We start from the raw sequence: 24,850 nt of genomic DNA on the forward strand, positions 1-24,850 counted from the left end.
GATGCCCACGGACACCCCACGCCACAGCGCGCACGACAACACCATCGTGCTGGTCGGGCACGGCATGGTCGGCCAGCGCTTCCTGGAAGCCATCGCCGCGCGCGGCCTCACCGCCACGCACCGCGTGGTCGTGCTGTGCGAGGAGCCGCGGCCCGCGTACGACCGCGTACAGCTCACCTCGTACTTCTCGGGGCGCACGCCCGACGAACTCTCCCTCACAGACCCGGAGTTCATCGAGCGGCACGGCATCGAGCTGTACGTCGGCGATCCGGCCGAGAGCGTCGACCGCGACGCGAAGACCGTCACCGCCCGCTCCGGGCAGACCTTCGCCTACGACACCCTGGTCCTGGCGACCGGCTCCTTCCCCTTCGTGCCGCCGGTGCCGGGCAAGGACACCACCGGCTGTTTCGTCTACCGCACCATCGAGGACCTGCTGGCCATCGAGGAGTACGCGAAGACGTACGCCAAGACCGGCGCCGTCGTCGGCGGCGGGCTGCTCGGCCTTGAGGCGGCGGGCGCGCTGCGCGGGCTCGGACTCGACACGCACGTCGTGGAGTTCGCGCCCCGGCTGATGCCGGTGCAGGTGGACGAGGGCGGCGGCGCGGCGCTCCTGCGCACCATCACCGGCATGGGCCTGACCGTGCACACGGGCGTCGGCACCCAGGAGATCGTCGCCGCGCAAGGCGCGGTCAGCGGGATGAAGCTGTCGGACGGCCAAGAGCTCGCCACTGATCTGGTGGTGTTCTCTGCGGGTGTGCGTCCTCGCGACCAACTCGCCCGTGACTGCGGCCTGTCGGTGGGCGAGCGCGGCGGCATCACCGTCGACGAGCAGTGCCGCACGAGTGACCCGGCCGTGTACGCGATCGGCGAGTGCGCCCTGGCGTCGGACGGCCGGGTCTACGGCCTCGTCGCGCCCGGCTACGAGATGGCCGAGACCGTCGCCGCCTCGATCGCCGCCGAGGAGTCGAGCTTCACCGGCGCCGATCTGTCGACGAAGCTGAAGCTCCTCGGCGTGGATGTCGCCTCCTTCGGCGACGCGCACGGCGCGACCCCGGACTGCCTGGACGTCGTCTATTCCGACTCGCGCTCGGGAACGTACAAGAAGCTGGTCATCGGCCCGGGCGGGGAGCTCCTTGGCGGTGTCCTGGTCGGTGACGCGGAGGCGTACGGCGTGCTGCGGCCGCTGACCGGGAGCGTGCCGCCGGTCTCGCCCGAGCAGCTGGTGCTCCCCGCGGGCGCGAGCGGCCCGGTGGCGCTCGGCCCGTCCTCGCTGCCGGACTCCGCGGTCATCTGCTCCTGCCACAACGTCACCAAGGGCGCGATCCGCGGCGCGGTCACCGAGCACAGCTGCACGACCGTGCCCGAGGTCAAGAAGTGCACCAAGGCCGGTACGGGCTGCGGCAGTTGCGTGAAGGTGCTCGGCCAGCTGGTCAACGACGAGCTGGAGGCGTCGGGCGTCGAGGTCGACAAGGGCCTGTGCGGCTGCTTCGGCCAGACCCGCCAGGAGCTGTACGAGATCGTCCACACCCTGGGCATCACGTCCTACCGGCGGCTCCTCGACACGCATGGCAGGGAGGCGGCGCGCGGCACCGAGGGCTGCGAGACCTGCAAGCCGACGGTCGGCTCGATCATCGCCTCGCTTGCCCCGACGATCGGCGCCGACGGGTACGTCCTGGAGGGCGAGCAAGCTTCCCTCCAGGACACCAACGACCACTTCCTCGCCAACCTCCAGAAGAATGGCTCCTATTCGGTCGTGCCGCGCATTCCGGGAGGGGAGATCACCCCGGACAAGCTGATCGTGATCGGCGAGGTGGCGCGGGACTTCGGGCTCTACACGAAGATCACCGGCGGGCAGCGCATCGACATGTTCGGGGCGCGCGTGGAACAACTGCCGCTGATCTGGACGCGGTTGGTGGATGCCGGGTTCGAGTCGGGGCACGCGTACGGCAAGTCGCTCCGCACGGTGAAGTCGTGCGTCGGGCAGACCTGGTGCCGTTACGGCGTGCAGGACTCGGTCCGGATGGCGATCGACCTGGAGCTGCGCTACCGCGGCCTGCGCTCCCCGCACAAACTGAAGTCGGCGGTCTCCGGCTGCGCCCGCGAGTGCGCGGAGGCCCAGTCCAAGGACTTCGGCGTGATCGCCACGTCGAGCGGCTGGAACCTGTACGTGGGCGGCAACGGCGGCGCGACCCCGCGCCACGCGGATCTGCTCGCCCAGGATCTCAGCGATGCCGAACTGGTGCGCCTGATCGACCGGTTCCTGATGTTCTACATCCGCACGGCGGACCGCCTGGAGCGCACGTCGACCTGGCTGGAGCGGATCGAGGGAGGCCTCGACCACGTGCGTGACGTGGTCGTCCACGACTCGCTCGGCCTCTGCTCCGAGCTGGAGGCCCTGATGGCCGACCACGTCGCGCACTACCGCGACGAGTGGTCCGAGACCATCAACGACCCCGAGCGCCTTGCGCGGTTCGTGTCCTTCGTGAACGCGCCGGACACCCCCGACCCGACCGTGAGCTTCGTCCCGGAACGGGACCAGATCAAGCCGGACCTGCCGCTGCTCTCCATCGGCTCCCGCCCTCGCGACCTGGAAGGTGCTGCATCCTGATGAGCGTTCAACTCCGCCTGGAAGACAACTGGTTCGAGGTCTGCGACCGCGCGCACCTCCAGCCGGGACGCGGTATCGCCGCCCTGCTCCCCGACGGCCGCCAGGCCGCGCTGTTCATCGACCGCGAGGGGCGTGCGTACGCGATCGACAACCGTGACCCGTTCACAGGGGCGGCGGTGCTCTCGCGCGGACTGCTCGGCGCGGCGGGCGGCCGGACGTTCGTGGCGTCGCCGCTCCTGAAGCAGCGCTTCGACCTGGAGACGGGGCGGTGTCTGGACGATGACTCGGTGACGGTGGAGACGCACGCGGTCCGCCTCGCCTGACCAGAACCACAACTTGACCGATCGTTCCATTATTACTTAGTCTCTCCTCGTGGCCAGGACCAAGGAATTCGATCCGGACGCCGCGCTCCAGTCGGCCCTAGAGCTGTTCTGGCGGCGCGGCTACGAGGCGACGTCGATGGCGGACCTCGTGGAGGAGCTGGGCATCGGACGCGCCAGCATCTACGCGACGTTCGGCAACAAGCACGAGCTGTACCTGAAGGCGCTGGAGCGGTATGCGACGCTCCAGAACCCGCGCCTGCTCGCCGAGCTCTCACAGCCGGGGCCCGCACTGCCCGCCGTCCGCGCCGTGGTGCGCCGCTTCGGGGCCGAGGCATCCTCCGCCGAAGGCCGCCTGAACGGCTGTTTCATCACCAATACGGCGACCGAGCTCGGCCCGCACGACGAGGCCGCCGCCCGCCGCGTCGAACGCAGCTGGGAGCACATCGAGACGCTGCTGCACTCCGCGCTCGTCCGCGCGCAGGCACAGGGCGAACTCCCGGAGAGCCGGGACCCCCTGGCGCTCGCGCGCATGCTTCTGACCCTGATGCAGGGCCTTCGCGTGATCGGCAAGGCGTCGCAGGACGGGGCGCGCCTCCGGGACGCGACGGAGCAGGCACTGAGCCTGCTCGACTGAGCCTGCCCGACTGGTATTCCGATCCGCTCTCCGCTCTTGGCCTCTTTTTTCATGCCCTCATACTGAACCGATCGTTCAAGAAAAGAGCTCGTCATGACTACAGCGACTTCAGCGACTTCACCGGCTTCAGCGGCTTCTGCGGCACGCACCCGTTTCGCCGGCCGCACGGCCCTCGTCACCGGCGGCGGTTCGGGCCTCGGCCGTGCCATGGCGCTCGCCTTCGCCGCAGAGGGCGCGAACGTCGTGGTCGCCGGGCGGACCGAGGGCCCGCTCAAGGAGACCGTGGGCCTCATCGAGGACGCGGGCGGCACGGCGCTCGCCGTCACCGCCGACGTCTCGCGCTCCGCCGACCTCGCGGCGCTCGTCGACGCCGCCGTCGGACGGTTCGGCTCCCTGGACGTGGCCGTCAACAACGCGGGCGTCCTGCGTGCCGGGCAGCCGGTCGCGGAGCTGCCCGAGGAGGACTGGCGGACGATGCTCGACATCAACGTCACCGGCGTACTGCTCGCCCTCCAGGCCGAGGTGAAGCAGATGCGCACGCAGCCGAACGGCGGGGCGATCGTCAACATCGCCTCCACCCTCGGCGCTCATATCCGCCGCCCGGGGACCACCGCGTACGCCGCCACGAAGGCCGCGGTCTCCGCGCTCACCAAGGGCGCCGCGGCCGAGCACGTCAGGGACGGGGTACGGATCAACGCCGTGAGCCCCGGTTCGTCGGACACCAGCATGTCGTTGCAGGGCGGCGAGAGCGAGGCCGAGCGCACGGAGCGCATGAAGACGGCGACGCCGCTCGGCCGTGTCTCGTCGACCGAGGAGGTGGCCGCCGCGGTGCTCTATCTGGCGTCGGACGAATCCGCGTCGGTGGTCGGGGCGGACCTGGTGATCGACGGTGGCGCGGCGGCCTGACTCCCGCCGCCCTCTCCACCGCCCTCTCCGTCTCCCTCTCCGCCTCCTCACTTCGTCTCCCTCACTCCCCCTCCCCCGGGGCCTACTCTCGGGTAAGAACAGGCGTGTGCCGCCCAAGCAGAGGGAGCCGTGTCATGACGGGCTGGAGCGCGAGCGACATACCCGACCAGAGCGGCCGCACGGCCGTGGTCACCGGCGCCAACAGCGGCATCGGCTATGTCACCGCCCGCGAACTCGCCCGCCGTGGCGCGCGCGTGGTGCTCGCCTGCCGCAGCGTGGAGCGGGGGACGCGGGCGCTCGAGCAGCTGCGGTCGGACGTCCCCTCCGCAGAGGCGGAGTTCAGGCGGCTCGACCTCGGGGACCTGCGCTCGGTGCGGGACTTCGCGGCCTCGTACGACCGTGACGGCGAGGGAGACGGCCTCGATCTGCTCATCAACAACGCGGGTGTGATGGCGCTGCCCTACCGGCAGACCGCGGACGGTTTCGAGATGCAGTTCGGCATCAACCACCTGGGGCACTTCGCGCTCACCGGTCTCCTTCTGCCCCGGCTGCTGCGGACGCCGGGGGCCCGCATCATCACGGTGTCCAGCGCGTTCCACGCCCTGGCCAACATCGACATGGGCGATCTCAACAGCGCGCGCGGCTACCGCCGTTGGGTCGCCTACTGCCGCTCCAAGTCGGCGAACCTCCTCTTCGTCCACGAACTGTCACGGCGCCTGGCGGCCCGCGGCTCCGGCGTCGTGGCCGCGGCGGCCCACCCCGGCTACGCGCAGACGAACCTCACGGCCGCCGCGCCCAGGATGGAGGGCCGCAAGGTCGCGGAACGCGTGATGTGGCTGGGCAACCGCGTCCTGGCGCAGCCCGCGACGACGGGGGCACTCCCCACGCTGTACGCGGCCACGGCCCCCGGCGTCCGCCCGGACTCCTTCACCGGTCCGCGCGTCCTGGGGTGGCAGGGGGCACCGGGCAAGTCATGGCGGGCGAAGTGGACCCTGGACGACACGGCGGGCGCACGGCTGTGGTCGGCTTCGGTGGGGCTGACGGGGGTGGAGTACGGGGCGCTGAGGGCGTGAGGGCCTGAGGGAGTGAGGTGCCGAGGTTCAAGTACGTTCAAGGGGTTCGGCGGGGCTCACGGAAACCCCCCTCACCGCAGCCCTGACGCCTCGAAAACCCCCTTCGCCGCATCCCCGTCGAGCCGGGCCGAGAGGCGTCCGACCACCTCGGAGCCGGTCCGCAGCAGCCCGCACGCCCGCGCGTCCCGTGCTCCGGTGTCGAGCCGGTGCAGCAGCAGCGGGTTCTCCGCGAGCACCCTGGGGTCGACCTCCACCCGGTTCCCGAGCGAGTCGCACAGCACGAGCCGCGCCGCGATCCCCTCGCTGTACCGCACGGCGGTCAGCAGCCCCGTACACACATGCCGGCGCCGCAGCAGCCCCCGCACGCCGAGCCATCCCGGCCCCGCCGTCACCCGCACCGGATGCAGGACCAGATAGAGCAGCCCGGAGACGGCGGCCCACAGCCCGCCCCGCAGCGTGTCCCACGTGCCGTTCGCCCAGTCGACGAGATCGATGAGGACGAAGAGCGCGAGGGCGCAGAACACGGCGGCCCGCACGTCGCCCGCCCAGCGCCGGTCGCCGACTACCCCTGACCCGCACCGCACGTCCCCGCGCCTGTCCATTGCCATGTGCGGCACCGTAGGACGGCAGCCGCGCCACGTCACCGGCGTTGACGGCCCGAATACTCCGCCCACGCCTTCCTTTACGTACCGCTGACACTCCGGCGGCACCCGCGGCCCCCGCCCGTCAAAGGGACGTGAAGATCCACCCCGTACGCGCCAAGGAGCCGACAAGGGGGCGCGCGGGCCGTCCGGGTCCCGCCCAGGCTGGGCATCGCTCAAGCGAACGAACCCGCCTGGAGGGGCCCGCCCATGACCACCGTCTCCGCCGTTTCCGAGACCCCGGACCGCCCCGCGGGCACCGGCCGGCCCCCGGGCAGCGGCGCCAGGGCGAGCGCCGAGGAGCGGCACCGGCTGACGGCCGTCCAGGGGCTCGCCGCGCTCTCGCTGGACGCGATGGCCTCGGTGGCCTACGGGCCCGAGGCCATCGTCCTGGTCCTCGCGGCGGCGGGCGGGTACGGACTCGGCTTCACGCTGCCGGTGACCCTGGGCATCGCCGCGCTGCTCGCCGTGCTCGTCGCCTCCTACCGCCAGGTGATCGCCGCCTTCCCCGACGGCGGCGGCAGTTACGCCGCGGCCAAGGCCCGTCTGGGCCGCCGGGCGGGCCTGGTCGCCGCGGCCTCGCTGGTCCTGGACTACGTCCTGAACGTCGCCGTCGCCGTCACCGCGGGCGTCGCGGCGCTCACCTCCGCCTTTCCCGGCCTGTACGGCGACCGGGTGTGGATATGCCTCGCCGTCCTCGGCGTCGTCACGGCGGTCAACCTGCGCGGCATCGTCGACTCGGCGCGTGTCTTCATCGCACCGACCGCCGTGTTCGTGGGCGCGATCCTGACCATGATCGTGGTCGGCCTGTTCCGGGAAGGGCCGGTCAGCACGGCAGCCGCCGAGGGGCACGCGTCGGTCCTCGCGGACAACGCCACGACCGTCGGTGCGCTGCTCCTCCTGAAGGCGTTCGCGTCGGGCTGCTCGGCCCTCACCGGCGTCGAGGCCATCGCCAACGCCGTGCCGTCCTTCCGCGCCCCGCGCGTCAGGCGCGCCCAGCACGCTGAGGTCGCGCTCGGCGCGCTGCTCGGCGTGATGCTGATCGGCCTGTCCGTGCTGATCTCCCGCTTCGGGCTCCAGCCGGTCGAGGGCGTGACGGTACTGGCGCAGCTCGCGGATGCCTCACTCGGTCACAACTGGGCTTTCTACGTCGTGCAGTTCGCGACCATGATCCTCCTCGCGCTCTCCGCCAACACCTCCTTCGGCGGCCTGCCGGTCCTGATGAGTCTGCTCGCCCGCGACAACTACCTCCCGCACGTCTTCGCCCTGAAGGCCGACCGGCAGGTCCACCGGCACGGCGTCCTCGCGCTCGCCGTCGTCTCGGCCGGGCTGCTCGTCTTCTCCGGCGGCGACACGAACACGCTCGTGCCGCTCTTCGCGATCGGCGTCTTCGTCGGCTTCACGCTCTGCCAGACCGGGATGGTCCTGCACTGGCGCGCGGCGGGCAGGCCCGCGAAAGCCCTGCTGAACGGCTTCGGAGCCGTCCTGACCGGCGTCTCGGCGATCGTCGTCACGGCCACCAAGTTCACCGAGGGCGCCTGGCTGATCGTGCTCGCGCTGCCCGCGATCGTGCTCTGCTTCGAGGCCGTGCACCGCGCCTACCGCAGGATCGGCGAGGGCCTGGACCTCGGCCGCGTCCCGGAGACCCCGCACCGCGACCACTCCCTGGTCATCGTCCCCGTCTCGAACCTGTCCCGCCTCACCGGCGAGGCCCTGAACGCCGCGGTGTCGCTCGGCGACGAGGTGCGCGCCGTCACGGTCACCCACCCCGGCGACGAGGACCGGCGCGCCACCGAGGCACTGCGCCGCGACTGGGAGCTGTGGAACCCGGGGGTCGACCTGGTGGAACTGTCCTCGCTGACGCGCGCGGTGGGGCGGCCTGTGTCGGCGTACGTACAGAAGATCTACACGTACCACCCCGCCACCCGCGTCACCGTCCTGATCCCGGAGGTGGAGCCGGCCCACGTCTGGCAGCGGCTGCTCCAGAACCAGCGCGGCGCGGTCCTCGCGCACGCCGTGCGCAGGGACACGGACGCGGTGATCTGCCGCCTGCGATTCCGCCTCACGACGAGCCGGAGCCACTTCCAGCGCCGCCCCTGAGCGGATCGCCGGACGGCGCGGGCCACGAACTCGGGCCACCGACTCAGGCCGCGTGCTCAAGCCACGTACTCAGGCCCCCACCGTCCCGTCGACGCCCTCCCGCAGGAAGTCCGCGTGCCCGTTGTGGCGGCCGTACTCCAGGAGTACGTGCACCATCACCATCCGCAGCGAGACCTCCTCGCCCCATCTCGGCTGATTCCCGGTCAGGTCGAGGGAATCGGCCTTCCGCTCGACGCGGCGCGAGTTCTCCACCTCGGCCTCCCAGGCGGTGAACGCCTCGGCCCTGGTCGACGCGCTCGCGTCGTACGCCGCCTGGAAATCGATCTTGTCGGACCAGACCATGGGCGCGTCGTTGTCCTCGAACACCCGGCGGAACCAGGCGCGCTCGACCTCCGCCATGTGCCGCACGAGAGCGAGCAGCGAAAGCGTGGACGGCGGCATCGACCGCTGCCGCAGCTCCTCGTCGCTCAGCCCCTCGCACTTCATGGCGAGCGTCGCGCGGTGGTAGTCGAGGAAGGCCCGCAACGTGTCGCGCTCGCCTCCGGCATGGGGCGGATCAATGCGGGCGTCACTGGTCATGGGCGGTGCTCCTCGTCCGTGCGTGCAGAGGGAGCCAGTATCCCCATCTGCCGGAGGTGACGGCGCTGTTCGGCGATCAAGATCAGGACCGGGAACAGAAGGCTCGTTATTCTTTCGCTTGACCGGACACCGTCAGCCGAGCTGCCGGTGCGTCCCGGGCGCAAGAGAACGACATAACGGGGGAATGTTTCGGTGTCGAACCGTCCGGCCGACTGGCACATACTCGACTTGGACAAGGATCCAACTCCGGGAGATCCGCACCGGGTTCGGAGCCTCGCCAAGAACTTGCACGACTTCGCCGACGACGTGTCGAAAGTCCTCCGCGACATCAAGGGGATGGCGGGTGAGGACGCCATCCTGACCTGGGCGGGCAAGACCGCCGAGTCGTTCACGGCGGAGTTCGAGGACGCGCCGGGCAAGCTGAAGAAGCTCAAGAAGAGCTACGAGATGGCAGGCGACGCCCTCTCCTCCTACTGGCCCGAGCTCGAACGCTCCCAGGCCATGGCCGACAAGGCCCTCGCCCAGGGCCGCGAGGCGCAGACCAGCCTCTCCGCCGCCCAGTCCCGCCTGACCTCCGCCGACTCCTGGGTGGACCGCGCGGGCAAGGAGGCCGACAAGTACAAGGAAGACAAAGACAGCGGCAAGGACGTTCCCAAGCCGGACCCGGACAAGGTCAAGGCCGCCACCCGTAACGCGAATTCCGCCGAGAAGGCCCAGACGGCGGCCAAGTCGGACGTCACCGCCGCGCAGGGCAACCTCGATGCCGCGAAGAAGATGGCGGAAGACGCCCGCAAGATGCGCGAGAACGCGGCCGGAACAGCGAAGAAGAAGCTCGAAGAGGCCTCCGACGCGGGCATCCAGAACCGTAAGTGGTGGGAAGAGGTCGGCGACTGGGTCACCGACAACTGGGACACCATCGTCGCCGTCTGCAAGGTCGTCGTCGCCGTACTCGGTGTCATCGCGATGATCGTCGGCGGTCCCATCCTCGCCGCGATCGTCCTCGTCGCCGCCCTGGTCGTCCTCGCCGACACCCTCCATAAATACGCCAACGGAGAAGCAGGCCTGCTCGACGTCGCCTTCGCCGCCCTGGACTGCATCCCCGGTATGAAGGGCCTCACCTCCGTCGCCAAGCTCGCCAAGGGCATGAAGGGCCTCAAGTCCGCGGCCCGCGGACTGCGCTCCGCGGGAGGGGGACTCCGCAAGGCTCTCTCGGGCGGCATGAAGAAGCTGGCCGGCAAGGGCAAGTCGGCCAAGGGCCGCTGCAAGAACGGCGACCCCATCGACATGATCTCCGGCGAGATGCTCATGGAGCACAGCGACATCGCTCTGCCGGGGCTGCTCCCGCTCGTTCTTCGGCGCACGCATCTGTCCACGTACCGCTGGGGCCACTGGTACGGCGACTCATGGGCATCGACGCTGGACGAGCGGGTCGAGATCGACGACGAGGGTCTGGTCTACGTCACCGAGGACGGCCAGCTGCTGGCCTACCCCCACCCCGAACCCGGCGGTCAACCGGTGCTGCCCGCCCACGGCCCCCGCTGGCCGCTGAGCATCGACGACGCGGGCACGGTCACGGCCGCCGACCCGTACACCGGCCGCACCCGCCACTTCTCCCCTCGGCCGGACACCGCCGCCGAAGAAGGGCACGCGACCCTGCCCCTGCGAGCCATCACCGACCGCAACGGCAACCGCATCGACATCGACCACGACCCCACCGGCGCGCCCACGGCGATACGCCACACCGGCGGCTACCACCTGAAGGTGGACACCGACGACCACCGCGTCACCGCGCTGCGTCTGCTCGCCCCAGACAGCGACACCCTCGTGGCCGCGTACCGCTACGACGAGGTCGGCAATCTGGCCGAGGTCCACAACTCGTCCGGTCCGAGGCTGCTCCTCGACTACGACGACCGGGCCCGCATCACGTCCTGGACCGACAGCAACGACACCTGGTACCGCTTCACCTACGACGACGAAGACCGCTGCGTCCGCGGCGAGAGCACCGCCGACCACCTGGCCTGCACCATCGACTACCGCCCCGACGAGCAGGAAACCCGCTACACCGACGCCCTCGGCCAGACCACCGTCTACCGCTACAACGACCTCAGCCAGCTCCTGTCCGAGACGGACCCGCTGGGCGGCACCGTCCACACCGAGTGGGACAGCTGGAACAACCTCCTCGTCCGCACCGACGCGCTGGGGCACCGCACCGAGAACACCTGGGACGAGCACGGCAATCTGACCGCGACACGCGCCCCGGACGGCACGTGCGCCAGTGCGGTGTACGACGACCTCCACCTGCCGGTCGAGCTCGTCGGCCCGGACGGCGCCGTCCAGCGCCAGACGTGGGACGAACACGGCAACCGTACGAGCGCGACCGCCCCCGACGGGATGACCCACCACTTCACCCACCACGCCACCGGAGCCGTCGCCACCATCACGGACCCCCTGGGCCACACCACCGAGCTGGCCTGCGACGCGGCGGGCCTGCCGCTGGAGGTCACCGACCCGCTGGGCGCGGTGACCCGCTACGGCCTCGACGCCTTCGGCCGCGCGCACACGATCACGGACCCGACGGGCGCGGCCACGCGCTTCGAGTGGACGGTGGAGGGCAAGTTGGCGCGGCGCACGGAGGCGGACGGGTCGTCGGAGTCGTGGACGTACGACGGCGAGGGCAACTGCGTCTCGCACACGGACGCGATGGGCGCGACCACGACGCACGAGTACACGCACTTCGACCTGATCGCGGCCCGCACGGACCCCGACGGCGCCCGCTACGAGTTCGTCCACGACACCCAGCTCCAGCTCCGCGAGGTCACCGACCCGCAGGGCCTGACCTGGAGTTACGAGTACGACCCGGCGGGTCGTCTGGTGGCGGAGACGGACTTCGACGGCCGTGCGCTGACGTATACCTACGACGCGGCGGGCGGGTTGACGACCCGCACGACGGCCGCGGGAGACCTGATCGCCTTCGAGCGGGACGTGCTCGGCCGGACGGTCACGAAGAACGTGGCGGGCGGGGCGATCACGCGCTACACCTATGACGCGACAGACGCTCTCACCGAGGCGGTCAGCCCGGACGTGACCCTGACCCTGACGAGGGACAGGTCGGGCCGCCTGCTCTCCGAGACGGTCAACGGCCGCACCCTGACCCACACCTACGACGCACTGGGCCGCCGCACCGCCCGCACCACGCCGTCCGGCGCGACGAGCACCTGGACGTACGACGCGGCGGGCAGAGTCACCGAACTGACCGCGTCCGGGCGGCGGCTGGCGTTCAAGCACGACGGGGCGGGCCGGGAACTCACCCGCACGGTCGGCGAAGCCCTGACGCTGTCGAACGTGTACGACGTCGTGGGCCGCCTGTCGAAGCAGGAACTGGTGGGCCCGGCCGGCGCACGCATACAGGACCGTGCCTACACGTACCGTGCGGACGACCATCTGACCGGCGTGGAGGACCGCCTCGGCGGCACCCGGCACTACGACCTGGACGCGGCGGGCCGGGTCACCGCGGTCCGCGCGGCGGGCTGGACGGAGACCTACGCCTACGACGAGGCGGGCAACCAGACCGACGCGTCCTGGCCGTCCCGCATGCCGGGCCAGGAGGCGACGGGCCCCCGCACGTACACCGGCACCCGTATCACCTCGGCGGGCCATGTCCGTTACGAGTACGACACCGCGGGCCGCACCACCCTGCGCCAGAAGACCCGCCTGTCCCGCAAACCCGACACCTGGCACTACGAATGGGACGCGGAGGACCGCCTCACGTCCGTGGTGACCCCCGACGGCACGAGGTGGCGCTACCTGTACGACCCCCTGGGCCGCCGCGTGTCCAAACAGCGCGTGACGGAGCAGGGGGTGGCGGAACAGACCGACTTCACCTGGGACGACATGACGCTCTGCGAACAGACGAGCCACGCCCCCGGCGCACCGGAATCAATGACCCTCACCTGGGACCACGACGGTCTGTGCCCCCTGGCCCAGACCGAGCGCAAACACCTCACCGACGGAGACGTGGACGCCCGCTTCTACGCCATCGTCACCGACCTCGTCGGCACCCCGACCGAACTCCTCGACGAGCACGGCGACATCGCCTGGCGCACCAGAACCACCCTGTGGGGCACCACGGTCTGGAACCGAGCCGCCACCGCCTACACACCCCTGCGCTTCCCCGGCCAGTACTACGACCCCGAGACGGGGCTGCACTACAACTACTTCCGGCACTACGACCCCGAGACCGCCCGCTACCTCACCCCGGACCCGATCGGTCTCGCCGGTGGCTTCGCGCCGCACAACTACGTGCCCAACCCGTTCATGTGGATCGACCCGCTCGGCCTCTCCCTCCTCGACGTCAGCAAGAATGGCGTGAAGATCGTCGTGCACGAGTACGACGTCGACAAGCCGGCGCACGCCCATGTCACCGGTGGCGGCGGTCGCGAGGTCAGAATCGGGGCGAACGGCAAGCCCCTGCACAACCAACCGGAGCTTTCGAGCAAGCAGCGACAGGCGGTGGAGCACTTCAAGCCGCAGATCAGGACCGCCGTCAGGAAGCTCGGCAAGCGGAGCCAGGCGGAGGAGCGGGCCGCGAAGGAACAGCGCGACGCCGCCGACGCCGCCAAGAAGGGCTGCAAGTAGGGATGAAGCGATGACATTGCGTTCTGATGTGGCCGAGTTGCTGGCGGAGGCCGGCATCAACGACGTGGACGTCGACGAAGTCGTCGCGGACGATCACGCCCGGACGTCCGCGTACCTTCGCGTCGTCTCGGCGATCGCTTCCTCGCCGAACCGCGACCGGGACCGGGACCGGGACCGGGCGATCGTGGCCACGATCCTGCGCGACCCCGACGAATCGGGAGCCAAGACGGCGGTGGTCGCCCTCGTGGACGAGATCGCATGGAAGGTGACCGGTCCTGACGAGTTCCGGCAGTGGGCGGACGGACTGCTGCCGGAGATCGAACGGCTCAAGACGGAGTCGTTCCGCGAGTTCATTCGCCAGCGCATCAAGGACTGGCTGTTCTGGCTGTCCGTCGAGGACGGCCACGTGCCGACACCGGACGAGTTGGCAGAGGTCACCGACTGGATGCAGCGCCATCTCGCCGAGTGGTCGAAGTCGCCCGCGGTACTCGCCGTGGTCGCCGAGTCGGCCCGCACCAAAAAGACACGGAACATCGCGAAGAACCGGGCGGGCAGCCGCGAGCTGAGAGCGGAATGAGCCGGTAGCGGCATGCCGAAGGGGCAGCTCCCCCGCACAGGGAGCTGCCCCTTCGTGGTGAACCGGGGCCGTCGTCGCATCGGTGAGGGTCGGGGACACGACGACGGCCCCGGAGTTCGCCCGGTGGCCCTGAGGGGGCCTACCGGTGGTCGCTGCCCGCCGACTCCGAGGCGGCGCGGCCCGCTTCCAGGCGGGCGACCGGGATACGGAACGGGGAGCAGGAGACGTAGTCCAGGCCCACCTCGTGGAAGAAGTGGACGGACTCCGGGTCGCCGCCGTGCTCGCCGCAGACGCCGAGCTTGAGGTCGGGGCGGGTGGCGCGGCCGGCCTTGACCGCGTCCTTGACCAGCTTGCCCACGCCGTCCTTGTCGATGGTCTCGAAGGGCGACACCCCGAAGATGCCCTTCTCCAGGTACGCCGTGAAGAAGCTCGCCTCCACGTCGTCGCGGGAGAAGCCCCAGACGGTCTGCGTGAGGTCGTTCGTGCCGAAGGAGAAGAACTCGGCGGCCTCCGCGATCTGGTCCGCCGTGAGCGCGGCACGCGGCAGCTCGATCATGGTGCCGAGCGCCAGCTTCAGGGCCACGCCGGTGGTCTCCTCGACCTCCGCGATGACCTGCTCGGCCTCCTCGCGGACGATCTCCAGCTCCTGGACGGTGCCGACGAGCGGAATCATGATCTCCGCACGCGGGTCGCCCTTGGCCGTCTTGCGCTCGGCAGCGGCCTCGGCGATGGCCCGTACCTGCATGGTGAACAGGCCGGGGATGACCAGGCCGAGGCGTACGCCGCGCAGGCCCAGCATCGGGTTCTGCTCGTGCAGGCGGTGCACGGCCTGGAGCAGGCGCAGGTCGTTCTCGTTGTTGTCCTTGCGGGACTCGGCGAGGGCGACACGGACGGAGAGCTCGGTGATGTCCGGCAGGAACTCGTGCAGCGGCGGGTCCAGGAGGCGGACGGTGACGGGCAGGCCGTCCATCGCCTCGAAGAGCTCCACGAAGTCGCGCTTCTGGAGCGGAAGCAGCTCCTCCAGGGCCTTCTCGCGCTCCTCGTCCGCGTCGGCGAGGATCAGCCGCTCGACCATCTCGCGGCGCTCGCCGAGGAACATGTGCTCGGTGCGGCACAGGCCGATGCCCTGGGCGCCGAAGCGGCGGGCACGCAGTGCGTCCTCGGCGTTGTCGGCGTTGGCGCGGACACGCAGGCGGCGCACCCGGTCCGCGTACGCCATGATCCGGTGCACGGCGCCGACCAGCTCGTCGGCGTCGTCGGCGCCCGCGTGCATCCGGCCCTCGAAGTACTCGACGACCGGCGAGGGGACCACGGGCACCTCGCCCAGGTAGACCTTGCCCGTCGAGCCGTCGATGGAGACGATGTCGCCCTCCTCGACGACCGCGCCGCTCGCGGAGGTCAGGCGCCGGCGCTTGGTGTCGACCTCGATCTCCTCGGCGCCGCAGACGCAGGTCTTGCCCATGCCGCGGGCGACGACGGCGGCGTGCGAGGTCTTGCCGCCGCGGGAGGTGAGGATGCCCTCGGCCGCGATCATGCCGTCGAGGTCGTCGGGGTTGGTCTCGCGGCGGATGAGGATGACCTTCTCGCCCGAACGCGACCACTTGATGGCGGTGTACGAGTCGAAGACCGCCTTGCCGACCGCGGCACCGGGTGACGCGGCGATGCCCCGGCCGAGCTGCTCGCCCTTCGCGGTCTCGTCGAAGCGCGGGAACATCAGCTGCGCGAGCTGGGCGCCGTTGACGCGCTGGAGCGCCTCGGCCTCGTCGATCAGGCCCTGGTCGACGAGCTGCGTCGCGATGCGGAAGGCGGCACCGGCGGTGCGCTTGCCGACGCGGGTCTGGAGCATCCACAGCTGGCCGCGCTCGATGGTGAACTCGATGTCGCACAGGTCCTTGTAGTGCGTTTCGAGGGTTTCCATGATCTGCATGAGCTGGTCGTACGACTTCTTGTCGATCTGCTCGAGATCGGCGAGCGGGACGGTGTTGCGGATGCCCGCCACGACGTCCTCGCCCTGCGCGTTCTGCAGGTAGTCGCCGTACACGCCCTGGTGGCCGCTGGCCGGGTCGCGGGTGAACGCGACGCCCGTGCCGGAGTCCGGGCCGAGGTTGCCGAAGACCATGGAACAGATGTTGACGGCGGTGCCCAGGTCGCCGGGGATGCGCTCCTGGCGGCGGTAGAGCTTGGCGCGGTCGGTGTTCCACGACTCGAAGACCGAGCGGATCGCGAGGTCCATCTGCTCGCGCGGGTCCTGCGGGAAGTCGCGCCCGGCCTCGGTCTTGACGATCTTCTTGAACTTCGTGACCAGCTTCTTCAGGTCGGCGGCCTCGAGGTCGGTGTCGACCGTGACCTTCTTGGCGGCCTTGGCGGCCTCCAGGGCGTCCTCGAAGAGCTCGCCGTCGACGTCCAGGACGGTCTTGCCGAACATCTGGATGAGGCGGCGGTAGGAGTCCCACGCGAAGCGGTCGTCGCCGGACTGCTTGGCCAGGCCCGTCACCGACTTGTCGGAGAGCCCGATGTTCAGGACGGTGTCCATCATGCCGGGCATGGAGAACTTGGCGCCCGAGCGGACCGAGACGAGCAGCGGGTCGTTGGCCTGACCGAGCTTCTTGCCCATCGTCTTCTCGAGGGCGTCGAGGTGCGCACTCACCTCGTCGCGCAGCTCGACCGGCTCCTCGCCGCTGGCGAGGTAGGTCTTGCAGGCCTCTGTGGTGATCGTGAAGCCCGGAGGGACGGGCAGCCCGAGGTTGGTCATCTCGGCGAGGTTCGCGCCCTTTCCGCCGAGGAGGTCCTTGAGGTTCCTGTTGCCCTCGGTGAAGTCATAAACGAACTTCACGGCCGCATCGCTCGCATCGCTCTCGTCGTTCTGCGCTACGTGGGGAACTTTGTTTTCCGACACGGGTCTCGACTCCTCGAGGACTCGGTGGCTGCCCTGACGGCGAGGAACATACCCAGATCGAAGGCACCTGGGTACGTCCACTTGCGCGTCATACGGCTGTAACCACCCGTCCGCCAGTAGATCGAAAGTAACTGAGCGGTAGCCGGTCCGGAGATTATTCGTTCAACTCTTGAAGACTCCACCCCCGTAGACCCTGCTATTTGCTCAGATGAGCGTGCGATCTTCAGATGTGAGTTCACCTCATGAATGATCGAGCAGTGGCACTGAGTGCCACCCCTTGAAGAAGCGGAGTCGCCCTTGATCCGCTCATCTGAGCGCAACCCCTATCAGGGGTGGCGAGAATCACGCCGTTTGAAGCGGCCGGATGTCAGCATCCGGACGCGGATCGAGACGGATGCGGGGCGACGACCTCCGCCTGAGCGGTGAAGGGCCGCACGCGGCGCGCGGAGCCCTCCGCGCGCCCCCGGCGATGAGCGGAGTGTTCCGGCCAGATCTCCCGCGATCATCAGAACACCGGCGATTTCCGGGCCTCGTCCGGCAGCTCCATCAGCTCCCCCCGATAGCGCGCCGCCAGAGCCGCGGCCCTGGACCCGCCCAGGGACACCACCCCCACCATCCGCTCGCCCCGGTAGTAGCCGTAGACCACATCCCCCTCCCCGGCCCCTCTCCCGTCCCCCGCACCGGGCTCCCCCGCCAGCAGCCGGACCTCGTCCCCCGCCCCCGGCAGCCCGAACGACTGCACCCGCACATCGAACTGATCGCTCCAGAACGACGGCAGCGGCGCGAACGGCGCCAGGCCGTGCTCCCTGCCCCCGAGCCCCGCCACAAGCACCCGCGCCCCGTGCCGCGCGCAGTCCGAAGGCATCGACCAGTGCTCGACCCGCCGCGCGAGCCTCCCGTAGCGGGGGTTCGGGAAGCGCGCCACGTCCCCCACGGCCACCGCGTGCGCGAGCCCCCCGATCCGCAGATGCGCGTCGCACAGGACGCCGTCCGTCAGATCGAGGCCCCCGGCCCCCGGCCCCGCCCGCAGCCACTCCACGTTCGGCAGCGAACCGACCGCCTCGATGACGACATCGGCCGCGCACGCGCTGCCGTCGTCGAGCACCGCGCCCCCGGCCACGAGACCGGCGACGAGCCGCCCCATCCGGAACCGCACCCCCCGCGCCTCGTGGCGCCGTCGCAGCACCCGCCCCGGCTCCGCCCCCACCGCGAGCATCATCGGCTCGGCCTCCGGCGCGACCACCGTCACCTCGCAGCCCGCCTTGCGGGCCGTGGCCGCCACCTCGCAGCCGATGAACCCCGAGCCGATCACCAGGACCCGTACGCCGTCCGCGAGCTCGGTGCGCAGCGCCGCCGAGTCCTCAAGGGTCCTCACGACGTGCCGGGGCGGGCCCCCGGTCAGGGGAAGCCTGCGTGGCCGCACCCCTGTGGCGGCCACCAGGCCCTCGTACCCGTGGACCGAACCGTCGGCCAGGGTCAGCGTGCGCGCGGACAGATCGGCGGACTCGACCGGCGTGCCGAGCCGCCATTCCACGTCGTCGGTGCTGGGGCGCCGGCGCAGGGCCGTGACGGCGGCGGGCGCCTCGCCCGCCAGGACCTCCTTGGACAGCGGGGGCCGGTTGTACGGCAGGTGGGGCTCGTCCCCGTACACCGTGATCGCCCCTTGCCACCCCGCCGCGCGCAGCTGTTCGGCCGCCCGCAGGCCGCCGAGCGACGCCCCCACGACGGCGATGCCCGCCGCTCCCGCCGGTGCCACGGCGGGTCAGCCCTCGACCCGGATGGCCTGGAGCGGGCAGACGTCGGCGGCGTCCTCCACGTCGGCGCGCAGGGCCTCGTCGGGCGTTTCCGCGTACGCGAGACGGCCGTCCTCGTCGATCCTGAAGACGTCGGGCGCGGCGAAGACGCACTGTCCGTGGTCCTGGCAGACGTCCAGATCGACGGTCACCTTGAGCATGTGGAACTCCTTCAGCAGTGGGGGGCGGCAGTGGGGGGTCAGCGGCGGGGAGGCCGCCGGCCGCGGAACTCCCAGTCGCCTCCGAGGGCCGTCGAGACGACCTCCTCGGACTCCGTGGGCTGCGCGCCGACGTCGGCGCGGACGGCCGTGGGGCCGGTGACGATGCGGTTCATGAGGCGGCCCAGGCCCTCGGCCTCGACCTCGACGACGTCTCCCGGCCGGACGGGCCGGGAGTTGGCGGGGGTGCCGGACAGGAGCACGTCGCCCGGCTCCAGCGTGATCGTGCGGGCGATGTCGGCGACGAGATAGTGCATGTCCCACCGCATCTCGTCCGTCGAACCGTCCTGTACGAGCTCGCCGTTGACGTACGTCCGCAGGTATTTGGAGCGGAAGTCCCAGCCGGTGACGAGGCCCGGGCCCAGCGGGCAGAGCGTGTCCGAGCCCTTGACCCGGAGCATCGAACCGGCGTCGGTGTCGCGGAAGTCGTGCAGACCGTAGTCGTTGGCGACGGTGTAGCCCGCGATGTACGCGCCCGCGTCGGCGGGGGCGACGTTGCGGCAGGTGCGGCCGACGACTATGCCGATCTCGCCCTCGTAGTTGAGGTACTTGCAGCCCTCGGGGCGGACGACCGCGCCGCCGTGCGCGTTCAGCGCGGAGACGGGCTTGTGGAAGTAGGTGGGCGCGGGCGGCAGGCTCACGCCGAACTCCTCGACCCTGCTGCGGTGGTTGAGGTGGACGGCGATCACCTTGGAGGGGAGTACGGGAGGGAGGTGGTGTGCCTCGGACGCCTTCACGCGGCGCCCGTCGGCGGCGACCAGCTCGTCCCCTTCCCGCACGACCCGGGTTGTGGCGCCTTCGAGGAGGATGCGGCGGTACTCGACGGTCTTCGTCATGTGAGGGAGGCCTCACTCTCGGTGTGCCGGGCTCGTTCGTGCAGGGGGCCGGTCCAGCCGTCGGCGGGGCGGTCGAACCACAGGTGCATCTGGCCGGTGCCGACGGAGTTCTCGTAGTCGCTGAAGGGGCGGCCGGGTGCGGAGCACCGCTCTTCTCCGAGAGCACCGATCATCATCAGGTAGTGGCCGAAGCGTGCCTCGGGCTTGTGGGTGAGGAATTCCGGCATGGTGCGCAGGACTTGCGCGTGGTCGCCGTCCTCGAGCCATGCGATGCGCTGTTCGTCGGCGGCCCGCGCCTCGGGCGTGCGGATGTGGGACGGCTCGCTCGACTCGTGGGCGCGCAGCTGCCGCAGCGGCCAGAAGGTGTGCGAGAGCGCTCCGGAGGCGATGAGCAGGACCCTGCGGCCGGGCAGTGCGGCGATCCCGTCCGCGAGCGCGCGGCCGAGTCGCAGATGGTCCTCGGTGTCGCCGGTCTGGCAGACGCCGACGGAGAGCCACTTCTTGTCCGGCAGTCCTTCGCCCAGGTACTTCCAGAGGTTGATCGTGGCGTAGTGGACCGGCAGGAACGGGTCGTCGACCGGGGTGATCCAGGTCTCGTGCCGGTCGGCGAACTCCGCCATGGAGGCGGCCAGTTCAGGGTCTCCGGGATAGTCGTACGGCATCCTGCACATGCCGCGCGGCAGCTCCTCCGAGGTGAAGAGGCCGGCGCGGCGCGCGTGCGCGGAGACGACGAACTCGACCGTGGTGGCCCAGTGCGAGTCGAGGACGACGACGGTGTCGTGGTCGACGGTCTCGAAGACCTCTTCGCGCAGTCGCCGCAGTCCGGGGACGAGGCTGATCTCGCGGCCTTCGTTGAGCTCTTTGCGGGTCTCCTCGGGCAGCACGATGGTGGGCACGTGGGCGAGGAGCCCCGCCCCGACGGTCTCACCCATGGCGGGCCCATCCCTTCGGCGCGGTCACGGTGTTCTTCAGGTCGCAGTAGAAGTCGAAGGACCAGTCGCCGCCCTCGCGCCCGATCCCGGAGACGCGTGAGCCGCCGAAGGGCGCGGAAAGGTCGCGTACGAAGAAGCAGTTGACCCAGACCGTGCCGGCGACGAGCCGTGCGCTGATCCGGCGGGCGCGCTCGCGGTCGCCGGTGGCGAGGGTGGCGGCGAGGCCGAAGCGGGTGTCGTCGGCGAGGCGTACGGCCTCGTCCTCGTCGCCGTCGGGGAAGGTCTGGAGGGTGAGGACGGGCCCGAAGACCTCTTCCTGCACGATCTCGGAGTCCTGCGCGACGTCGGTGAGGAGCGTGGGGAGGTAGTAGTTCCCGCCGAGGGCGGTGTTGCGGCCGCCGCCGGTGACGGCCTTCGCGCCCGCGTCCAGGGCGCGCCGCACGAATCCGTCGACGCGCTCGATGTGCCGGGGATGGATGTTGGGCCCGACGCCGGTGGCCTCGTCGCGCGGATCTCCCTGGGTCAACTTCGTGACCCGGTCAAGAAAGTGACCGAGGAACGCATCGCGTACGGACTCCTCGACCAGGATGCGGGTGGCGGCCAGACAGACCTGCCCCGCGTTGTCGAACTGCTCGACGGCGAGATCGGCCGCGAGCTCCAGGTCCGCGTCGGCGAAGACGAGCAGCGGGGACTTGCCGCCCAGTTCGAAACTGCACGGCACGAGGTGCGCGGCCGAGGCGGCGGCGATCCGCCGGGCGGTGGGCACGGACCCGGTGAAGCTGATCCGGCGCACGTCGGGGTCGGCGACAAGGGGCTCGCCCACCTCCGCGCCGTACCCCTGCACCACGTTGAAGACCCCGGCGGGCAGCCCCGCGTCGTGCGCGATGTCCGCGAAGAGCGAGGCGGTCAGCGGGGTCCACTCGGCGGGCTTGAGCACGACGGTATTCCCGGCGGCGAGCGCGGGCGCGATCTTCCAACTGGCCAGCATCAGCGGGGCGTTCCACGGCGTGATGAGCACGGCCGGGCCCGCCGGGTCCCAGCTCACGTGGTTCGTGTGACCCCGGGTCTCGAAGTCGTCGTGGGCGAGGGCGAGGAGGCGGTCGGCGAAGTAGCGGAGGTTGTGGGCGACGCGGGGCATGACGCCGCGGCGGTGGGAGCGCAGGAGCGCGCCGTTGTCGGCGGTCTCGACGGCGGCGAGGTCCTCGGTGCGGGCCTCGACTCCGTCGGCGACGGCGTGCAGGAGCCGGGCGCGCTCGGCGGGCGGGGTGGCGGCCCAGCCGGGAAAGGCCGCGCGGGCGGCGGCCACGGCCGCCCGCGCCTCCGCGGCACCACCGCGGGCGATCTCGGCGAGGGGGGCGCCGTCGATGGGCGAGTGATCGGTGAAGGTGGCGGACGCGGTGGCGGAGGCGGACGCACCCCCGACGGCAGAGGCATCCCCGGCGCGAGAGGCGGAAGCGACGCGCTCTCCGCCGATCCAGTGCCGGGTGTCGACGGGGACTCCGGCGACGGTCGCCATGTGCGAGGGAGGCGGGGAGTGCGGGGGATTCACCGGTGGCGCGGGGGCGGGGGGAGCCATGACGTCCTCCAGTTCGTTTGAACCCAAACAACATTAGGAGCGGCGGCACGACGGGGTCAACCCCTCGATCAGACCGCCCGGTTCGGATACCGTTTGAACTCAAACGAGATCCCCCGGGAGGCCTCCATGCCGGACGACGCCCTGGCCACCAACACCAGCACCAGCACCAGCACCAGCAGCCACCAGGACTGGACACACCGGGCCGAAGCGATCGCGCTCCCCACCCGGCACCGCATCGCGGGCGCCGACGCCGACGGCTCGGGAAGCACGTTCCCCGTCGTCTCGCCGCGTGACGGCCGCACGCTCGCCCTGGTCGCGGACGCGGGTGAGAAGGAGGTGGACCTGGCGGTGGCCGCCGCCCGCCGCGCCTTCGACACGGGCCCCTGGCCGCGCCTCTCCCCCGAGGACCGGGGCCGGACCCTCCAGCGGATCGCCGCTCTCGTCGAAGAGCACCGCTCCGCCCTCGCCCTCACGATCACTCTGGAGAACGGCAAACCCATCACGGAGTCGTACGACATCGAGCTGCGCGCCCTGGCGTACACCTTCCGCTGGTACGGCCAGCTCGCCGACAAGCTGACCGACACCGCCCCGCACACCGAGCCCGGCGCGCTCGCCCTCGTCACGCGCGAACCGTCCGGCGTCGTCGGCGCGGTCGTCCCGTGGAACTTCCCCCTGACCCTGGCCGCCTGGAAGATCGCCCCGGCCTTGGCGGCCGGCTGCACGGTGGTCCTGAAACCCTCCGAACTCACGCCCCTGTCCGCACTGTTGCTCGGCCGGATCGCCGACGAGGCGGGGCTGCCGCCCGGCGCCCTGAACGTCGTCGCGGGCGGCGGCCCGACCGCGGGCCGCGCGCTCGGCAGCCACCCCGACGTGGACGTCATCGCCTTCACCGGCTCCACGGCGGTGGGCCGCCGCTTCCTCCACTACGCGGCCGACTCCAACCTCAAGCGCGTCTGGCTGGAGCTGGGCGGCAAGTCCCCCAACATCATCCTGCCCGACGCCCCCGACCTCGCGACGGCGGCGGCCACCGCCGCCTGGGGCATCTTCTTCAACCAGGGCGAGATGTGCACGGCGCCCTCGCGGCTCCTCGTCCACGAGTCGGTTGCGGAGGAAGTGACGGCGGCGGTCGTGGAGCGGGCCGGGACCCTGCGGGTGGGCGATCCCCTGGACCCCGCCACGGAGATGGGCGCCCTCGCGGGTGCGGCCCGGGCGGACTCCGTCCAGGAGCACGTACGACGGGGCGAGGCGGGCGGCGCGCGGCTGCGCGCCGGTGGCGTACGACGCGAAGTCGTCCCCGGCGGCAGCTACTTCGCGCCGACCGTGTTCGACCGGGTCACCCCGGACATGCCGCTCGCCCGCGAGGAGATCTTCGGCCCGGTCCTCTCCGTCCTCACCTTCGGCTCGCTCGACGAGGCGGTCGCCCTCGCCAACGACACGGAGTACGGGCTCGCGGCCGGCCTGTGGACCTCGGACCTGTCGACCGCGCACACGATGGCGCGGCGCCTGCGGGCCGGGACCGTGTGGGTCAACTGCTACGAGGAGGGCGACATGTCGGTGCCGTTCGGCGGCTACAGGCAGTCGGGGAACGGGCGGGACAAGTCGGTGCACGCCATGGAGAAGTACACGGAGCTGAAGACGACGTGGATCCGGCTTTGAGGCGGCCACGCCCGCTCATCGCCCTGCCGCAGCGCCATGCGGCGTCGACTTCCGCGCTCCGGTACGAGGCGGTGGTGACGGCGCGGGCGCTCGCGGAGGCGGTGTTCCGTGCCGGGGGCGAGCCGTTCATGATGCTGCCGGGCCCGCCGGGCGAGGCGGCGGCCAGGCTCGCGCGCTGTGACGGGCTGCTGCTGCCGGGAGGCGGGGACTTGGCGCCGTGGCGGTACGCGGAGGGCGGGGCGGAAGGCCGCGGGGAAGGCGGCGCGGAGGGCGCTTCCGAGGTGCACGAGGCCGTGTACGACGTGGACGACGCCCAGGACGCGTTCGACCTCGCCCTCGCGCGGTCCGCGCTGGCCTGCGGCCTGCCTCTGCTGGCGGTCTGCCGGGGGTTGCAGGTGGTGAACGTCGCGCTCGGGGGGTCGCTTCGGCAGGACATGGGCGGGGCGGAGGGATCGGGAGCGGGGGGATCGGGGACGGGGGGATCGGGGACGGGGGCGCATCGGCATGTGGTGCACCCCGTGCGGGTGGCGTCCGGTTCCGTGGTGGGGCGTGCGCTGGGCGGCGCGGAGACGGTGTACGTCTCGTGCTTCCACCACCAGTGCGTGGAGGTGATGGGGCGGGGGCTCACGGCCACGGCGTGGGCGGCCGACGGGACGGTGGAAGCGCTCGAACTCCCCTCTGCACAGGGATGGTTCGCCGCGATCCAGTGGCACCCGGAGGACACGGCAGCGTCGGATGCGGCCCAGCAGGGGCTGTTCGGGGCGCTGGTCCGGGCGGCGGTGACCCGAGCGGCGCTGACGGAGGATTTCAGCCCGTCCGGCGTCTGAGGACGAACTCGGCGGAGCCGGTGATCGACGGCGCCAGGAG

The 24,850-nt window shown here is 71.0% G+C and carries 18 protein-coding genes; 10 read left to right on the forward strand and 8 right to left on the reverse strand.

From position 1 onward, the window contains the following. Window position 1: 1 nt before the first annotated feature. From nirB to ABZ906_RS17070, 5 genes are all read left to right on the forward strand, one after another. Window positions 2-2,608: a nitrite reductase large subunit NirB gene (nirB, locus tag ABZ906_RS17050; protein ID WP_361382749.1), complete on the forward strand. Its 2,607-nt coding sequence runs from the start codon at window positions 2-4 to the stop codon at window positions 2,606-2,608. Beyond that, window positions 2,608-2,931 carry a nitrite reductase small subunit NirD gene (nirD, locus tag ABZ906_RS17055; RefSeq protein ID WP_361382752.1) on the forward strand — a complete coding sequence of 108 codons (324 nt, stop codon included), beginning with the start codon at window positions 2,608-2,610 and terminating at the stop codon, window positions 2,929-2,931. Before nirB ends, nirD begins: the two co-directional genes overlap by 1 nt. Window positions 2,932-2,980: 49 nt before the next feature. After that, window positions 2,981-3,565: a TetR family transcriptional regulator gene (locus ABZ906_RS17060; protein WP_361189292.1), complete on the forward strand. Its 585-nt coding sequence runs from the start codon at window positions 2,981-2,983 to the stop codon at window positions 3,563-3,565. A gap of 93 nt (window positions 3,566-3,658) precedes the next feature. Next, window positions 3,659-4,471: a glucose 1-dehydrogenase gene (locus tag ABZ906_RS17065; RefSeq protein ID WP_361382755.1), complete on the forward strand. Its 813-nt coding sequence runs from the start codon at window positions 3,659-3,661 to the stop codon at window positions 4,469-4,471. 134 nt (window positions 4,472-4,605) lie between these two features. Next, entirely contained in the window at window positions 4,606-5,544 is a 939-nt protein-coding gene (locus ABZ906_RS17070; protein ID WP_361382758.1) for an oxidoreductase, read from the forward strand. 71 nt (window positions 5,545-5,615) lie between these two features. On the opposite strand, the gene ABZ906_RS17075 is transcribed toward ABZ906_RS17070, so the two are convergent. Further along, complete coding sequence (locus tag ABZ906_RS17075) at window positions 5,616-6,152, reverse strand: hypothetical protein (protein ID WP_361189286.1); 537 nt, start codon at window positions 6,150-6,152, stop codon at window positions 5,616-5,618. A 243-nt stretch (window positions 6,153-6,395) separates the two neighbouring features. Here ABZ906_RS17075 and ABZ906_RS17080 point away from each other — a divergent pair, with 243 nt between their 5' ends. Beyond that, a complete protein-coding gene (locus ABZ906_RS17080) occupies window positions 6,396-8,285 on the forward strand; it encodes an APC family permease (protein ID WP_361382761.1) in 1,890 nt (629 codons plus the stop codon). Window positions 8,286-8,354: 69 nt separating this feature from the next. Here ABZ906_RS17080 and ABZ906_RS17085 read toward each other — a convergent pair whose 3' ends face one another. Further along, window positions 8,355-8,864 carry a DinB family protein gene (locus tag ABZ906_RS17085; RefSeq protein WP_361382764.1) on the reverse strand — a complete coding sequence of 170 codons (510 nt, stop codon included), beginning with the start codon at window positions 8,862-8,864 and terminating at the stop codon, window positions 8,355-8,357. Between the two features lie 192 nt (window positions 8,865-9,056). Here ABZ906_RS17085 and ABZ906_RS17090 point away from each other — a divergent pair, with 192 nt between their 5' ends. Next, window positions 9,057-13,499 carry an RHS repeat-associated core domain-containing protein gene (locus tag ABZ906_RS17090; RefSeq protein WP_361382767.1) on the forward strand — a complete coding sequence of 1,481 codons (4,443 nt, stop codon included), beginning with the start codon at window positions 9,057-9,059 and terminating at the stop codon, window positions 13,497-13,499. Window positions 13,500-13,509: 10 nt separating this feature from the next. After that, a complete protein-coding gene (locus tag ABZ906_RS17095; RefSeq protein ID WP_361382770.1) occupies window positions 13,510-14,076 on the forward strand; it encodes a hypothetical protein in 567 nt (188 codons plus the stop codon). A gap of 139 nt (window positions 14,077-14,215) precedes the next feature. On the opposite strand, the gene ppdK is transcribed toward ABZ906_RS17095, so the two are convergent. The 6 genes from ppdK to ABZ906_RS17125 all read right to left on the reverse strand — a co-directional run bounded on the left by ppdK (window position 14,216) and on the right by ABZ906_RS17125 (window position 22,267). Then, window positions 14,216-16,909 carry a pyruvate, phosphate dikinase gene (gene ppdK, locus ABZ906_RS17100; RefSeq protein ID WP_361189723.1) on the reverse strand — a complete coding sequence of 898 codons (2,694 nt, stop codon included), beginning with the start codon at window positions 16,907-16,909 and terminating at the stop codon, window positions 14,216-14,218. A gap of 568 nt (window positions 16,910-17,477) precedes the next feature. Next, entirely contained in the window at window positions 17,478-18,728 is a 1,251-nt protein-coding gene (locus ABZ906_RS17105) for an FAD/NAD(P)-binding oxidoreductase (RefSeq protein ID WP_361382773.1), read from the reverse strand. Window positions 18,729-18,734: 6 nt separating this feature from the next. Continuing rightward, entirely contained in the window at window positions 18,735-18,926 is a 192-nt protein-coding gene (locus ABZ906_RS17110; protein ID WP_361382776.1) for a ferredoxin, read from the reverse strand. A 38-nt stretch (window positions 18,927-18,964) separates the two neighbouring features. After that, window positions 18,965-19,819 (reverse strand): fumarylacetoacetate hydrolase family protein, encoded by an 855-nt coding sequence (locus ABZ906_RS17115; RefSeq protein WP_361382779.1) that lies wholly within the window; start codon window positions 19,817-19,819, stop codon window positions 18,965-18,967. Next, window positions 19,816-20,751, reverse strand: coding sequence for a catechol 1,2-dioxygenase (locus tag ABZ906_RS17120; protein WP_361382782.1), 936 nt, complete (start codon window positions 20,749-20,751; stop codon window positions 19,816-19,818). The genes ABZ906_RS17115 and ABZ906_RS17120 overlap by 4 nt, the downstream gene beginning before the upstream one ends. Next, window positions 20,744-22,267, reverse strand: coding sequence for an aldehyde dehydrogenase (locus ABZ906_RS17125; RefSeq protein WP_361383254.1), 1,524 nt, complete (start codon window positions 22,265-22,267; stop codon window positions 20,744-20,746). Before ABZ906_RS17125 ends, ABZ906_RS17120 begins: the two co-directional genes overlap by 8 nt. A 186-nt stretch (window positions 22,268-22,453) precedes the next feature. Between ABZ906_RS17125 and ABZ906_RS17130 the strand changes: the two genes are divergently transcribed. Next, a complete protein-coding gene (locus ABZ906_RS17130; protein ID WP_361382785.1) occupies window positions 22,454-23,983 on the forward strand; it encodes an aldehyde dehydrogenase in 1,530 nt (509 codons plus the stop codon). Continuing rightward, window positions 23,968-24,810 (forward strand): gamma-glutamyl-gamma-aminobutyrate hydrolase family protein, encoded by an 843-nt coding sequence (locus ABZ906_RS17135; protein ID WP_361382788.1) that lies wholly within the window; start codon window positions 23,968-23,970, stop codon window positions 24,808-24,810. Before ABZ906_RS17130 ends, ABZ906_RS17135 begins: the two co-directional genes overlap by 16 nt. Window positions 24,811-24,850: the final 40 nt, after the last annotated feature.

The organism is Streptomyces sp. NPDC046925 (assembly GCF_040644915.1).
GTDB lineage: Bacteria > Actinomycetota > Actinomycetes > Streptomycetales > Streptomycetaceae > Streptomyces.